Source organism: Roseibium sp. (genome assembly GCF_965276855.1).
GTDB lineage: Bacteria > Pseudomonadota > Alphaproteobacteria > Rhizobiales > Stappiaceae > Roseibium.
On sequence record NZ_OZ255700.1, the window covers coordinates 2,846,504 to 2,859,591 of the forward strand.

General features: G+C 58.2%; 15 protein-coding genes. 5 read left to right on the forward strand and 10 right to left on the reverse strand.

All coding sequences use genetic code 11. The features are described 5' to 3' along the window. Positions 1 to 132 precede the first annotated feature (132 nt). Positions 133 to 1,038, forward strand: coding sequence for a polyprenyl synthetase family protein (locus ACQY4Z_RS13070; protein WP_428521906.1), 906 nt, complete (start codon positions 133 to 135; stop codon positions 1,036 to 1,038). A gap of 23 nt (positions 1,039 to 1,061) precedes the next feature. Here the strand turns inward: ACQY4Z_RS13070 and ACQY4Z_RS13075 are convergent, their stop codons facing one another. The 4 genes from ACQY4Z_RS13075 to ACQY4Z_RS13090 form a co-directional block, all read right to left on the reverse strand. After that, positions 1,062 to 1,985: a prephenate/arogenate dehydrogenase family protein gene (locus tag ACQY4Z_RS13075; RefSeq protein WP_428521908.1), complete on the reverse strand. Its 924-nt coding sequence runs from the start codon at positions 1,983 to 1,985 to the stop codon at positions 1,062 to 1,064. 15 nt (positions 1,986 to 2,000) lie between these two features. Beyond that, on the reverse strand, positions 2,001 to 3,143 hold the full coding sequence (gene hisC, locus ACQY4Z_RS13080) for a histidinol-phosphate transaminase (protein ID WP_428521910.1): 1,143 nt from the start codon (positions 3,141 to 3,143) through the stop codon (positions 2,001 to 2,003). Continuing rightward, the gene (locus ACQY4Z_RS13085; protein ID WP_428521912.1) at positions 3,140 to 4,012 is read right to left on the reverse strand and encodes a chorismate mutase; all 873 of its coding nucleotides are present in this window, start codon (positions 4,010 to 4,012) and stop codon (positions 3,140 to 3,142) included. Before ACQY4Z_RS13085 ends, hisC begins: the two co-directional genes overlap by 4 nt. A gap of 87 nt (positions 4,013 to 4,099) precedes the next feature. Next, entirely contained in the window at positions 4,100 to 4,867 is a 768-nt protein-coding gene (locus tag ACQY4Z_RS13090; RefSeq protein ID WP_133952658.1) for a class I SAM-dependent methyltransferase, read from the reverse strand. Between the two features lie 160 nt (positions 4,868 to 5,027). Between ACQY4Z_RS13090 and gloB the strand changes: the two genes are divergently transcribed. The 3 genes from gloB (at position 5,028) to ACQY4Z_RS13105 (ending at position 6,703) form a co-directional block, all read left to right on the forward strand. Further along, positions 5,028 to 5,810: a hydroxyacylglutathione hydrolase gene (gene gloB, locus ACQY4Z_RS13095; RefSeq protein WP_428521914.1), complete on the forward strand. Its 783-nt coding sequence runs from the start codon at positions 5,028 to 5,030 to the stop codon at positions 5,808 to 5,810. Positions 5,811 to 5,950: 140 nt separating this feature from the next. After that, positions 5,951 to 6,169 carry a hypothetical protein gene (locus ACQY4Z_RS13100; RefSeq protein ID WP_428521916.1) on the forward strand — a complete coding sequence of 73 codons (219 nt, stop codon included), beginning with the start codon at positions 5,951 to 5,953 and terminating at the stop codon, positions 6,167 to 6,169. A 90-nt stretch (positions 6,170 to 6,259) separates the two neighbouring features. Continuing rightward, on the forward strand, positions 6,260 to 6,703 hold the full coding sequence (locus ACQY4Z_RS13105) for a cupin domain-containing protein (protein ID WP_428521918.1): 444 nt from the start codon (positions 6,260 to 6,262) through the stop codon (positions 6,701 to 6,703). Between the two features lie 33 nt (positions 6,704 to 6,736). Here ACQY4Z_RS13105 and ACQY4Z_RS13110 read toward each other — a convergent pair whose 3' ends face one another. Then, a complete protein-coding gene (locus tag ACQY4Z_RS13110) occupies positions 6,737 to 7,492 on the reverse strand; it encodes a tellurite resistance TerB family protein (protein WP_428521920.1) in 756 nt (251 codons plus the stop codon). A 135-nt stretch (positions 7,493 to 7,627) separates the two neighbouring features. Beyond that, positions 7,628 to 8,095: an Lrp/AsnC family transcriptional regulator gene (locus tag ACQY4Z_RS13115; protein ID WP_422020499.1), complete on the reverse strand. Its 468-nt coding sequence runs from the start codon at positions 8,093 to 8,095 to the stop codon at positions 7,628 to 7,630. A 127-nt stretch (positions 8,096 to 8,222) separates the two neighbouring features. Between ACQY4Z_RS13115 and hppD the strand changes: the two genes are divergently transcribed. Next, positions 8,223 to 9,335: a 4-hydroxyphenylpyruvate dioxygenase gene (gene hppD, locus ACQY4Z_RS13120; RefSeq protein ID WP_409686676.1), complete on the forward strand. Its 1,113-nt coding sequence runs from the start codon at positions 8,223 to 8,225 to the stop codon at positions 9,333 to 9,335. A 67-nt stretch (positions 9,336 to 9,402) separates the two neighbouring features. Here hppD and ACQY4Z_RS13125 read toward each other — a convergent pair whose 3' ends face one another. From ACQY4Z_RS13125 to rsmI, 4 genes are all read right to left on the reverse strand, one after another. Continuing rightward, positions 9,403 to 10,209 (reverse strand): outer membrane protein, encoded by an 807-nt coding sequence (locus tag ACQY4Z_RS13125; RefSeq protein ID WP_428521923.1) that lies wholly within the window; start codon positions 10,207 to 10,209, stop codon positions 9,403 to 9,405. Between the two features lie 505 nt (positions 10,210 to 10,714). Next, positions 10,715 to 11,659, reverse strand: coding sequence for a glutathione synthase (gene gshB, locus ACQY4Z_RS13130; RefSeq protein WP_428521925.1), 945 nt, complete (start codon positions 11,657 to 11,659; stop codon positions 10,715 to 10,717). Between the two features lie 108 nt (positions 11,660 to 11,767). Next, the gene (locus ACQY4Z_RS13135; protein WP_428521927.1) at positions 11,768 to 12,154 is read right to left on the reverse strand and encodes a YraN family protein; all 387 of its coding nucleotides are present in this window, start codon (positions 12,152 to 12,154) and stop codon (positions 11,768 to 11,770) included. 2 nt (positions 12,155 to 12,156) lie between these two features. Next, positions 12,157 to 13,068 carry a 16S rRNA (cytidine(1402)-2'-O)-methyltransferase gene (rsmI, locus tag ACQY4Z_RS13140; RefSeq protein WP_428521929.1) on the reverse strand — a complete coding sequence of 304 codons (912 nt, stop codon included), beginning with the start codon at positions 13,066 to 13,068 and terminating at the stop codon, positions 12,157 to 12,159. Between the last annotated feature and the right edge of the window lie 20 nt (positions 13,069 to 13,088).

Below are 13,088 nucleotides of genomic sequence, written 5' to 3' on the forward strand. Positions count from 1 at the left end.
CAAGGGATTACAGCCGGTGCGGCGGGTAGGCAAAAGCGGACTAATTCCAAAGACAAGTCTTGACGATACAGCGATTTCGCTTCAGGGAAACCCCATTGGCAAAGACTGTAAACCCGGCTCGGGAGCCCTTGTGTGACATTTGACCTGAAATCCCATCTGGCGGCACAGGCCGGACGTATCGAGACGGCTCTTACCAGCCTGCTTGAGAACCGCCCGAGCGATGGCGAAATTTCCCGTCCGGAGCGGTTGATCAATGCCATGCGTCATGGCGCGCTTAACGGCGGCAAACGTCTGCGCCCGGTGCTGGTCATGGATGCGGCAGGGCTTTTCGGCCGGGCAGATAACGGTGTGGTTCAGGCGGGCTGTGCCCTGGAACTCATCCATTGTTATTCGCTGGTTCATGATGACCTGCCAGCCATGGATGATGATGATCTGCGCCGTGGCCAGCCGACGGTGCACAAGGCCTATGATGATGCGACCGCCATTCTTGCAGGTGACGCTCTTTTGACGCTGGCTTTTGATGTCATCACCGATGAGGCGGTGCATCCGCAGGCAGGAACCCGGCTAAGATTATGCCGGGAGCTTGCCCGGGCGTCCGGCATTGGCGGCATGGCCGGGGGGCAAATGCTGGATTTGGAATCGGAGCACCGGGACCGGTCCGAGGCCGAGATCCGCCACCTTCAATCGATGAAGACCGGCGCGCTTTTGCGCTATGCCTGCCGGGCAGGTGCCATTCTGGGCGATGCTTCAGATGCCGATGTGGACCGCTTGACCCGCTTTGGAGAAGTCATCGGTCTCGCCTTTCAGCTGGCAGATGATCTTCTTGACGTCGAGGCAAGTCCGGAAGCCATGGGCAAGGCAACGGGCAAGGACGCAGAAGCGGGAAAGGCGACGCTTGTCGGTCTGATGGGCATAGAGAAGACCCGTGCAGAGCTGCAGGCGCTTCTTGAGGAAGCCAATGGTCTGATGGCGCCTTATGGGAACAAGGCCACTGCGCTTAACGCATTGGCGGACTACATCGTCACGCGCTCAAATTGATGGGTCCTGACCCTAAAGCCCAATCAGTCGCCTGAGTGGCGACCGAAGTCTGGTGCATCGGTTTCCTGACCTGCCTCGATGATTGAGCGGCGGATGCTGCGGGTCCGCTCAAACATATCGAACAACTTGTCGCCGTCGCCCCAGCGGATGGCCCTTTGCAGGGCCGACAGATCTTCCGAAAACCGTGCCAGCATCTCCAGGATGGCGTCCTTGTTGTTCAGACACACATCCCGCCACATGGTCGGGTCCGACGCGGCAAGACGGGTGAAGTCCCGGAAACCGGAGGCCGAATACTTGATTACCTCTGATTTCGTGACCGCTTCCAGATCGTCGGCCGTGCCAACGATGTTGTAGGCAATGACATGCGGCAGGTGAGACACGATCGCGAGCACGAGGTCGTGGTGCTTGGGATCCATCAGATCGACATCAGAACCGCAGCCCTGCCAGAAAGCCTTCAGCTTTTCCAGCGCGTCCGGGTCGGTGTTTTCCGGCGGTGTCAGAATGCACCAGCGCTGATCAAACAGGGTTGGAAAGCCGGCATCCGGACCGGACTGTTCAGTACCCGCGATCGGATGGCCCGGGATGAAATGCACACCTTCCGGCACATGCGGCGCGACCTGCTCGACAACAGACCCTTTGGTCGAGCCGGCGTCTGTAAGGATTGCCCCCTTTTTCAAGGCGGGAGCAATCCATTTTGCGATCGCTTCATTTGCCCCAACCGGCACGCAGAGGATCACAAGATCTGCACCTTCGACCGCAACAGCGGCATCGACCGAATAGCTGTCTCCAAGCCCCAACTCCTCAGCCCGCTGTAGCGTCGCTTCGGAGCGGGTGGAGATTGCGATTTCTTTCACAAGGCCGCGCTGGCGGGCAACCTGGGCAAGGGATGACCCGATCAGGCCAATCCCGATCAGGGCCATGCGCTCAAAAATGGGGGCGTTGGTCATAAGGTCTTTTTGTTTTTAGGCTTGCGCCAGAAAATCCTTCAGATGCGCAACCACGGTGCGGTTGGCCTCTTCGCTGCCAATGGTCATGCGAATTGCGTTCGGCAGGCCGTAATTGCCCACCAAGCGCAGAACACAGCCTCGCTCCAGAAGATAGGCATCCGCATCTGTGGCCCGTTTGCCGTCAACGTCCGGGAAATGGACCAGAACGAAGTTGCCGACACTCGGAGTAACGGTCAGGCCGAGTTTTTCCAATTCGGACGTCACCCACGGCAGCCATTTTTCATTGTGCTCGACTGATGCGGTCACGAAGGACCGGTCGCGGACAGCTGCGGTGCCTGCTGCAATCGCAACACCGGAGACGTTGAACGGCCCGCGGATGCGGTTCATGGCATCAATCACGTGCGCCGGGCCGAAGCCCCAACCGAGACGCAGGTTGGCAAGACCATAGATCTTCGAAAAGGTCCGGGTCATGACGACGTTGTCGGCTGTCGCGGCCAGCTCGATCCCGCTCTCATAATCGTTCCGGCGGACATATTCGCCATAAGCGGCATCTAGCACGAGCAGAACATGCGGCGGCAGAGCCTGGTGCAGGCGCTTGACTTCCTCAAACGGGATGTAAGTGCCGGTCGGATTGTTCGGATTGGCCAGGAAAACCATCTTTGTTTTGCCGGTCACCCGTTCCAGGATCGCGTCCACATCGGTGGTGAAGTCTTTTTCCGGCGCAACAACCGGTGTCGCCCCAGCGGCGCGGATGGCGATCTCGTAAACGAGGAACCCGTGCTCCGAATAGATCGCCTCATCACCTTCATCGAGATAGGTATTGGCGAGCATGCTCAGGATTTCATCCGAACCTGCACCGCAAATGATGCGATCCGGATTGAGGCCGTAAACATCCCCGATCGCGGCCCGCAATTCGGTCGCCCCGCCGTCCGGATAGAGCTCCAAAGACTTTGCAACGCCTTCGATTGCTGCGGACACCGCGTCACTGAAACCAAGCGGCGTTTCATTTGACGAGAGTTTATGAAGCGTCTTGCCATGAGAGCCCTTGGATTTGCCCGGAACATAGGGGGCAATATCCAACACGCCTTGTTTCGGCTGCGGGCGGCTCTGAACGGCCGTCTGATCGACTTCAGTCACTGCAATCGTCATGTCATTCATCCCAAGTCCCCTGCATCTGCAGGGTCAAACACATCATCTGGATCGCTGGCTCCGTCAATTGGCGCTGCATACCCGCCAACCGCTCGCAAGACGTCTGGTGCGGCGCCTGCTTCCAGGCAAGCTGCCAGGACAGCGTCCTCCGGCAGATCGCCGGAAACGGCAAGCAGTGCATCCACACCGGTCGCCGAGCGGTAGAAGCTTAGAACTTCGATCCCCTGGTCCATCAATTTGCCTGGCAAACGGTCAGACCAACGCGCGTCATAAACCGCAATTTCCGGCTTGTCGATGATCCTGTCGGATTTGGCAAGAACCAGCGCCGGCAAATCTGCCGGTCGTTCATCAACAAGAACGAGGGGCAAGCGCGCCCGGATCTGAGCACCGCTCTCATTCAGCCCGCGCCACCAAGGCAAATCCGCCCGGTCTGTCAAGGCCACAAGTCCGATGTCTGAGACGGCATCGCTTACAGCACCGGCAACATCCGCGGCATCGCTTCCTGGCACAAGGTCCGCCGAAAACCCGAAATAGTAACGGGCAAGATCCAGCATGCCCACGAGATCACCGCTGCCGTCCAGATGGATCGCGGACCCAGCGGGCGGGTTTAGGCTTGTTGAGAGGATTGCGCGCCAGATTTCTTCAAGGGCAACCAACGGCAATGCGCCTTGATTGAGCTCTGCCAATGACCGGATCAGGTCGGTGTCACGGTCAAAGTCTTGGGCTCGGGAGGAGGTGTCTGCGCCCTCTTGCAGAGCGGCGAGATTGGTCTCTGTTTGGTGACGTTCCACCAGCGCATCGTGAATGCGCGCATCGATTTCGGCGAGACGGGCGCGGGCGGTATCGATTGATGCGCCGTTATCCGGGCTCCGGGTCATTTAAAATTCCTCAAAACAAGCGTGTGCAAGCGCGGCCTAGTCATATGTATCCGGTCGCAAAAAGGCAAAAGAATTCCGGACCTGGCGCTACTGCTCCGACCGTTCCCGGCGCACCGGTTTCAACCCGGTCGCGGCGCCGTCTGGAATGAACACGGGACGCAGAACCCGGAGGCGGCTTTTCTTGCCATCCACCGGCAAACTGCGGAACACTAGTTTTTCTGCTTCGAGGATCAGGATGCCGGCGAATGCCGGCCAGAAACGGCGCCCTAGGTTCTCCCAGGTCCTCGCCGTTCGCTGGATGCTGACCGCCCGCGATGGCGGCATGAAGAGGGCTTCAGAATCGCTCAGGACATTGAACTGGCAATTCTTCATGAGTTCCTTCAGCTGGCTTCCCGAGTATGGCCGGCCGTAACCGAATGGGGAGAGTTCCGAACGGGCCCACAATCCGCGCCGGTTGGGCACAACAACGATCACGCGGCCACCCGGGGCGAGCACGCGCCACACTTCCCGGAGCATCGCCGATGGATCGGAACAATGATCCAGTGCGTGGACCAGCATGATCCGATCGAATGTCGCGTCGGAAAACGGCAGAGCCTCATCTTCGACCAGGGCGCAGGAATTGGCATGTTCTCGCGGCCAGTGAATGGCGCCTTGGGGGGCCGGCATGGCGGAGATCACCCGTTCGGCCGACCCATGATACCGGCGCATGAACGGACCGGCATACCCGAGACCCAATAGGCTTTGCCCTTGAATATCCGGCCACATCTGCGCGACCGGGGCGCCGATCAAGCCTCGCAGCAACTGCCCAAGTGGAAGATCATAAAAGGCCCGCAAATGAACGACGTCGAGATACATAAAATTCGCCTGATGGAAGCTCGGACGGCGATTGAACAGGGAACTGTTGTGGAGCGCAAGACTTGAAATCCCGCAAAGCGGATACACCTCAATGGCTTGCCCGCAGCGCCGGTCTTTGCCACTGTGGCGCGCATTCCGATCCCCGGCCGAGGAGCTTCTCATGTCTTTAAGCGACACCACCGAAATTCATCAGTTTGCCTGCCTGGACGACAATTTTGGTGTCCTCATACATGACCGCGAGAGCGGCACGACCGTGGCTGTCGATGTGCCTGATGCAGCCGCCTATGAGGCGGCCTTGGCGGAAACCGGCTGGAAACTCAGCCATATCCTGATCACCCACCATCATTGGGATCACGTGCAGGGGCTGGGGGAGCTGAAGACCAAAACCGGTGCGGAGGTTATCGGTCCGGAGCGCTCACGCCAAAAGATTTCGGAGCTCGACCGGACCGTAGAGGACGACGACGATGTTGTGTGCGGACCCTATGAGGTCAAGGCGATTGCAACGCCCGGTCACACGCTGGATCAGATCTCCTGGTACATTCCCTCAATCAAAGTCGCTCACACGGGCGACACGCTGTTTGCGCTGGGCTGCGGCCGGGTGTTTGAAGGCGACAAGGAGATGATGTGGGCCTCCCTGTCCCATCTGATGCACCGGTTGCCGGATGACACCACGATCTATTGCGGGCACGAATACACCGAGGCCAATGCGAAGTTCGCCTTGACCATCGAGCCGGGCAATGAAGCCTTGCAGGCGCGTGCGAAGGAGATCGCCGACATCCGCGCTCTGGGCAAGCCAACACTCCCGACGACAATGGCAGCGGAAAAGGCAACCAACCCGTTTCTTCGCGCAGGTGAAGCGTCGGTCGCGGGCGCGCTGGGCATGGCGGGGCAGCCGGCAGAGGCAGTGTTTTCTGAAATCCGCACGCGCAAAGACAATGCCTGATCGTGGTGCAGCGTCTTGACGCTGCATTCACCACCCGCCTGATGGTGCGGCTCGATCAAGAAACTTTGACCGGACCGCTAAAAACGCAGGCCAACCGCTCCTATATCCAAGTCGTTGTGATCCTGTAAGGGGCAGAAACCATGACGGCTGATAGGTCTTTAGACCCATCCGGACGGACTCCGGAACAACGCGCCCAGGATGTGGTGCAGAGAATTGCAAGCCAGGCCGAACCCATTCCACTCACCCACGGCGGTGGCCACCGCCTCGATATGCAAGTGCTCTACGAAGAAATCGTCGCCGCTCTCCGGGAAACCGTCGATGACATCGCGTTTTGCACTGAGTCCAAACCCAATCACTGACATTATTGTCCAACTCCCCACAAATCTCCGGCGCGGATTGGAAACACCTGCTATTCAGGTGTTCCAATTGCCTTAGACCATGGGACTGGTATGCCGGTTGATCCAACTCTTTCCGCCGACAACATCGTTGACCTCCTGAAGATGCAGCCGCATCCGGAGGGTGGGTTTTATGCTGAAACCTTTCGTGATGATGTCACGGACGCGCAAGGACGTGCGGCCTCCACGCTGATCTATTTCCTGTTGCCGGACGGCATCGTATCACGCTGGCATAAGGTGGACGCCGTGGAGACCTGGCATTGGTATGCCGGTGCGGCGTTGGAACTGTCCATCAGCTTGGATGGCAACGACAAGCAGGTGATCGTGCTTGGAAATGACTTGGTTGGCGGAGAGCGCCCGCAAGGAATCGTGCCGCGTGAGGCCTGGCAGCAAGCCCGCTCACTCGGAGAGTGGACGCTTGTAGGCTGCACCGTCGCTCCGGGATTTCAGTTCGAAGGATTTGAAATGGCACCAGAAGGCTGGGAGCCGGGGGCGTAACTCGCGTCCCGGATCCCCCACCGGCTGAAGGTCTCAACCGGCCATTTCCGCTTCGCGGACCGCCATTTCAATTTCCTGCACCAGACCCTCTTCGAGGCCAAGCCGGGCGGCCAGCATCTGAAGATAGGCTTTTTCCGCCGGATGGTCCGGGTCAATGGCGAGCCGGGACGCGGCGTAGATCTCCGCGGCCGTTTCCGGGCAAGTTGCGCTGGCGACGACCTTGTCGAGATCAAGCGGCGAACGCAGCTCATCCATCAGGAACGCCTTGGCTTCGCTGTCGAGACCGGCCTCATCAATCTTTTCAAAGATCCGGTCCTGCTCGTCCCGGTCGATATGACCGTCAGCCTTGGCGGCGGAAATCATGGCGGTGAGAAGGTTGACTGCGAACTGATTTTCGCCGCCCGGCTGCTGCGCCGGGTCAAAGGCGGTGCCGCGCGGGGCTTCCAGCGGGATGGGCGCGTCTTGCGGATAGTGCGGGCGTGGCGCGTTTTGCTTGTTGGCCTGATGGCCCTGATAAGCCTTGTAGGCAAGACCGGCTACCAGCGCCAAACCGCCATAGGTGACTGCCTTTTTGCCGATCTTCCGGCCGGACTTTGAGCCAAGCATCAAACCGGCAAGGCTGCCAAGTGCCAGGCCGCCACCTTGTGAGGACAGAAAATCCTTGCCCTGGGAGAGGAGATCACCGGATCCGCCACGCTGGTTTTGACCAGGATACTGGCCGCCTTGCCCGCCGGGGGCGCCGCCCTGGCTACCCAAAAACTGATCCAGCAAGGATTTTGCATCAAACATGTTTGGCTCCCTATGTCCGCCGAGGACGAAATCATCGTTCTTCAGATGGGATTTTTGCGCCCGGTCGCAAGGTTATGCCGTGATTCATGACGGTTTTTCATCAAACAGTTTGGGTAGCGACCGCCGTGCCTATATTCACGTCAAAGGCAGCAAATTGTCGTCCTTCAACGTGTCCATCGCAATGGAGGACTTCACGTGCTGGACAGCTTCTTGGGGCAAGAGCTCGTCGTTGACGATCCGGCTGAGAGCTTTCAGGTCCCGGACGACCACTTTCAGCATGTAATCGACGTCCCCGGTGAGCGTATGGGCCTCCTGAACTTCCGGCATGGCGGTGACCATGTTGCGGAATTTGCGGGCGTTCTCCCGGCTGTGGGCGCCCAAGGTCACCCCAACAAAGGCTGTCACGGTAAAGCCCAGGGCTTCGGGATCCAAAGCTGCCCGGTACCGGCGGATGATGCCGTTGTCCTCCAGCTTCTGCCGGCGCCGGGAGACCTGGCTGGCGGATAGGCCGATCGTTTCGCCAATCTCCGCATTTGTTGCAGCTGAGTTTTCCTGAAGGGCGGCGAGCAACTTCACATCAAAGCTGTCTAGTGCAATTTGCATGCTGATTTTTCTCTAACTGCGCACGAAACACGCATCACTATACGGCAAATCACGCAGATTGCACACACCCTGCGCGCGGTCCCGGGCATTCTAGACGTAAAGTTTGCACTTTCCAGGAGGATCCGCCATGGGACCGTTCCCGCATGATGCGCCGCCGGCGCAAATAACCCCGCAGAACCCGGCCGGCACGGATGGTTTCGAGTTTGTCGAGTTTGCCCATCCGGAACCGGAGAAGCTCGATGCCCTGTTCCGCAAGATGGGGTATGTGCCGGTCGCGAAACACAAGACCAAAGAGATCACGCTCTACCGGCAGGGTGACATTACCTATGTTCTGAATGCGGAGCCTGGCAGCCACGCCATGCGTTTCGTCGAAGATCACGGACCCTGTGCTCCTTCCATGGCTTGGCGGGTGGTCGATGCGCAAAAGGCTTATGACCACGCCATTGCAAAAGGGGCGGTGCCTTACGCCGACAATGACAAGACCCTAAACGTTCCCGCCATCAAGGGCATCGGCGGCTCGCTGCTGTATTTCATTGAAGCCTACGGCGACAAGGGGTCAGCCTATTCGGCGGAATTCGATTGGCTGGATGAAGTGGATCCGAAACCGGAAGGCGTCGGCTTCTATTACCTCGATCACCTGACGCACAACGTCTACCGCGGCAATATGGACAAGTGGTGGGATTTTTACCGCGACCTCTTCAACTTCAAACAGATCCATTTCTTCGACATCGACGGCCGGATCACCGGCCTTGTCAGCCGGGCGATTACTTCGCCGTGCGGCAAGATCCGCATTCCGCTGAACGAATCCAAGGATGATACCAGCCAGATCGAAGAGTACTTGCGCAAATACAAGGGCGAAGGCATTCAGCACATCGCGGTTGGCTCGGACGACATTTATACCAGCACGGACAAGCTGGCAGATAACGAGCTGAAGTTCATGCCGGGCCCGCCGGACACTTACTACGAGATGTCTCGTGACCGGGTGCACGGTCATGATGAACCGATCGAGCGGATGAAGCGTCACGGCATTCTGATCGATGGCGAAGGTGTCATCGATGGCGGCATGACCAAGATCCTTCTGCAGATTTTTTCCAAAACCGTCATCGGTCCTATCTTCTTTGAATTCATTCAAAGAAAAGGCGATGAAGGCTTCGGCGAAGGAAATTTCCGGGCGCTTTTTGAATCGATCGAGGAGGATCAGATCCGCCGGGGCGTGCTGGCAACAGACGCTGCCGAATAACGGCGGTACCTAAAGAAAAGCCCCCTCAGGCTGAGCGCCTGAGGGGGCTTCCTTGTCTGATATCCAATCAAAAACGGTAATTCACGCCGAGGCGGGCAAGAAAGCCTGTGTTGTCGGATTCTGCTGCGTAATCAATACCATCCAGCGCTCCGACCGATCGCACGGCCGCATTCCCGGTGGCTGTGACATTGCTGTCTGCCAGATCATAGTAGAGGCCATCGAGCTTCATTGAAATGTTGTCGGTGACTTTGACTTCCGCGCCGCCGCCAAGGGTCCAGCCGAATTTCAGCTCATCGTCGCTGCCATTCCACGCAAGTGCGGGTGCATCGACACCGTTGACGGACGTCTCGAGTTCAACCTGTCCCATGGCCAGACCGCCAGTGGCAAAGACCATAAAACGGTCAGACGCGGCGTAGCCGAGACGGCCGCGCACTGTGCTGAAGAAGCTCATCCGCTTCTTTGCGGATGTTGTCAGGCGGGTTCCGAGAACCGCAGCACCTGTAAACGAGCTGCTTTTGTTGATGTCGGCCCAGGAAATGTCGCCTTCAAGACCGGCCACAAAGCTGTTGATCTGATGATCATATCCAGCGGTCAGGCCACCCAGGAACCCATTTCCTGAGAGGTCGAGGGACGATGGAACAATCGTACTGCCGAGGGATTGAAAGCCGCTCGTGCCCGTTGTGGTCGCATCGTCATCGGACCATCCCCAGCCCAAGAACGCGCCAGCATAAAAGCCGGTCCAACTGCTGACAGGGCGTGCTTCGATAATCGGATCGAGTGTTGGCAGGTCTGCAGCTGCTGCGGTGAGTGGCAGTAGGGAGCCAATGCCGACGACTGCGGCGCTCATAACTTTCAAGGGATACTGGCTGGGCATGGTGCCTCCAATAGTCGGTGAATTCGGTGTCTCCCAAGCCAAAGAAATGTAAAACTTCCTTTGCGTTATTATTTCAAAAGACGCTACTTTTTCTTGGTTAACGAATTGCTATACGTCTGAGCGGAGCCGCAAGATTGGTCTTGAAAAGAAAATATCCTCAGTGATTTAATTGGTTAAGATTCGAATATGGTAATCAATTGTTAACCAATTTCTATTGGGTGCCTAAATAACGTTGAAGCTGTGGTTATTGTTTGAGACTACAGTTCTTGTCTTGAGGATTTCGGCGTATGTCACGCCAAATACCTTTTGCTCGCAGAGGAGGCTTGAAACTGTTTTTGAAGGTTTAGAATATTTTTTGAAGCGGTCGCGGAAGATTGGATCTATCCGGGTGTTTTAAACACAGAGGCTCCTGAACAGGCCCTCTATTGCATTGTCTAAGCACATACTTCAGCCCTCACACCTCGGTGTGAGGGTTTTTTTCTGGCTGCTGCAGCCGGACTGCAGTTCAGTCCTTGATTTTCTGCTCCAGGACATCCCAGACCTTTGCCGCGACATCGGGGCCGCCGAGGTTCTGGATGGCGCGGATGCCGGTTGGGGCTGTGACATTGATTTCTGTCAGCATGCCGTCGATCACGTCGATGCCGACCAGGATCAGGCCTTTTTCGCGCAGGGACGGCCCGAGGCGGGCGCAGATTTCCCGTTCGCGCTCTGTCAGATCGCTGTCTGTCGGCGCGCCGCCACGCACCATGTTGGACCGCAGATCGCCAGCCGCCGGGACACGGTTCACCGCACCGGCAAACTCCCCGTTGACGAGGAGAATGCGTTTGTCGCCATGTTTCACGTTCGGCAGGAACTGCTGAACGACCCAGGGCTCGCGGAATGTGGCGGCAAAGAAGTCGTACAGCGATCCGTAGTTCAGATCATCTTTTGTGATCCGGAACACCGCCGCGCCGCCATGGCCGAAGAGCGGCTTCATGACGATATCGCCGTATTCTTCCCGGAAGAGATCGATCTCCGAACGGTCCTTGGTGATCAGGGTCGGCGGCATCAAATCCGGAAATTCGGTGACGAACAGTTTTTCCGGCGCGTTGCGCACTTCGGTTGGATCGTTCACCACCAGAGTGTCCGGGTGGATCTTGTCCAAGATGTGCGTCGCTGCGATGTAGGACAGATCGAACGGCGGGTCCTGCCGCATCAGCACCACATCGATCTCGCGCATGTTGGTGCGCGTCCGCTCACCGAGCGTGAAGTGGTTGCCCTTTTCATCCCGCACTGTGACAGGCTCAAGCGCGCAAAAGACCTCATCCCCACGCATTGCCAGCCGGTCCGGTGTGTAGTGATAGAGTTCGTGGCCGCGCTTTTGGGCCTCCAGCATCATTGCAAAGGCGCTGTCGCCGGCAATGTTGATGGATTCGATGTGGTCCATCTGGACCGCGACTTTTATCGGCATGAGGCCACTCCCGGCGGGGCGCCATCCGTTTGAAACGGTGCGCTTGGGGCAAAAGACTGTTCGCGGCAGATATGCGGTCCGCGACAGGGTTTGTCTAGAGGCCTGGTGTCAGTCTCTCGCCTCAAAGGCGTTCACGATCCGCTCAGGCAGGGCCCACGGGCGAATGATCATGACGTCGAACTGGAGTGTGAAAAAGCCTGCTTTCGGATGCTCTGCAACGAAGATCTTTGCGGCCCGGACGATCCGCTGTTGGCTGGCCGGGGTCACGGCTTCAAGCGCGGCTTGCCTGGATTTACGAGCCTTGACCTCGATAAAGGCGACGGTCTTGCGTTTCTTGGCGATCAAGTCGATTTCGCCCGCCTTCGTCTTGTAGCGTTGTTTCAGGATGCGCCAACCGGTCAGGCGCAAATACCAGGCCGCATAAGTCTCTGCGGAAAGGCCGCGGGAATGAGCCTTGCGGCGGTGTTCGGTAGTGCGGCCGTCGCCTTCTGCCATGGTCAGGTGCCAGCCTTGAGTTCGAGCGCCCGCTTGTAGACCTCGCTGCGATCCAGACCCGTTGCCTTGGAAACCTGTTTAGCGGCTGCGCTGACGGGCATATCCGAGAGCGCCTCCCGGAGCAGGGTGTCGAGGTCTTCCGCGTCTGCTTCCGGTTTTTCTTCTGGTGGCCCCACCAAAATAACGATCTCGCCCTTCACGGTTTGATCTGTGAACCGGTTGCCAAGCTCTTGCAGCGTTCCCCGCTCAAAGGTCTCAAAGCGTTTGGTGAGCTCGCGCGCGACCACCGCCTCTCGCGTTCCGCCGAAAACCGTTGCCATGAGTTCCAGAGTTGCCGCAGTCCGATGGGGCGATTCAAAGAAAATCAGTGTCGCCGGTGTTTTGGCAAGCTCTTCAAGACGCTTGGTCTTTGGGCCACCTTTTTGCGGCAGAAAACCGGCAAACAGAACCGTGTCGCTGGGGAGCCCGGACGCAACCAGACCTGCGAGGGGGGCGGAAGCGCCTGGGATCGGGAACACCTTGTATCCGGCGGCCACAACGTCCCGGACCAACCGGTAGCCGGGGTCCGACACCAGCGGCGTGCCGGCATCGGACACCAGGGCAACCGCGTTGCCAGCTTCAAGTTCTCCGAGAATTTTCGGTCGCTGCTTATCGGCGTTGTGCTCGTGGTAAGGAAGAAGCGGGGTCTTGAGGCCGAATTTCTGCGTAAGCGTCGACGTGATCCGCGTATCTTCGCACGCGATCATGCTCGCAGCCGCGAGTGTTTCCAGTGCCCGCACAGTGATGTCGCCGAGGTTTCCGATCGGCGTGGAGACAATGTACAGCGCCGGTTCCAAATTGGGCGCCGTGAAGGCGTGTTCCGACAAGCTGTAACGGTTTTTGGAACCTGTTTGTCCGCCGCCTGGCTCTGTCATCACGGATCCCTTCACCTCAA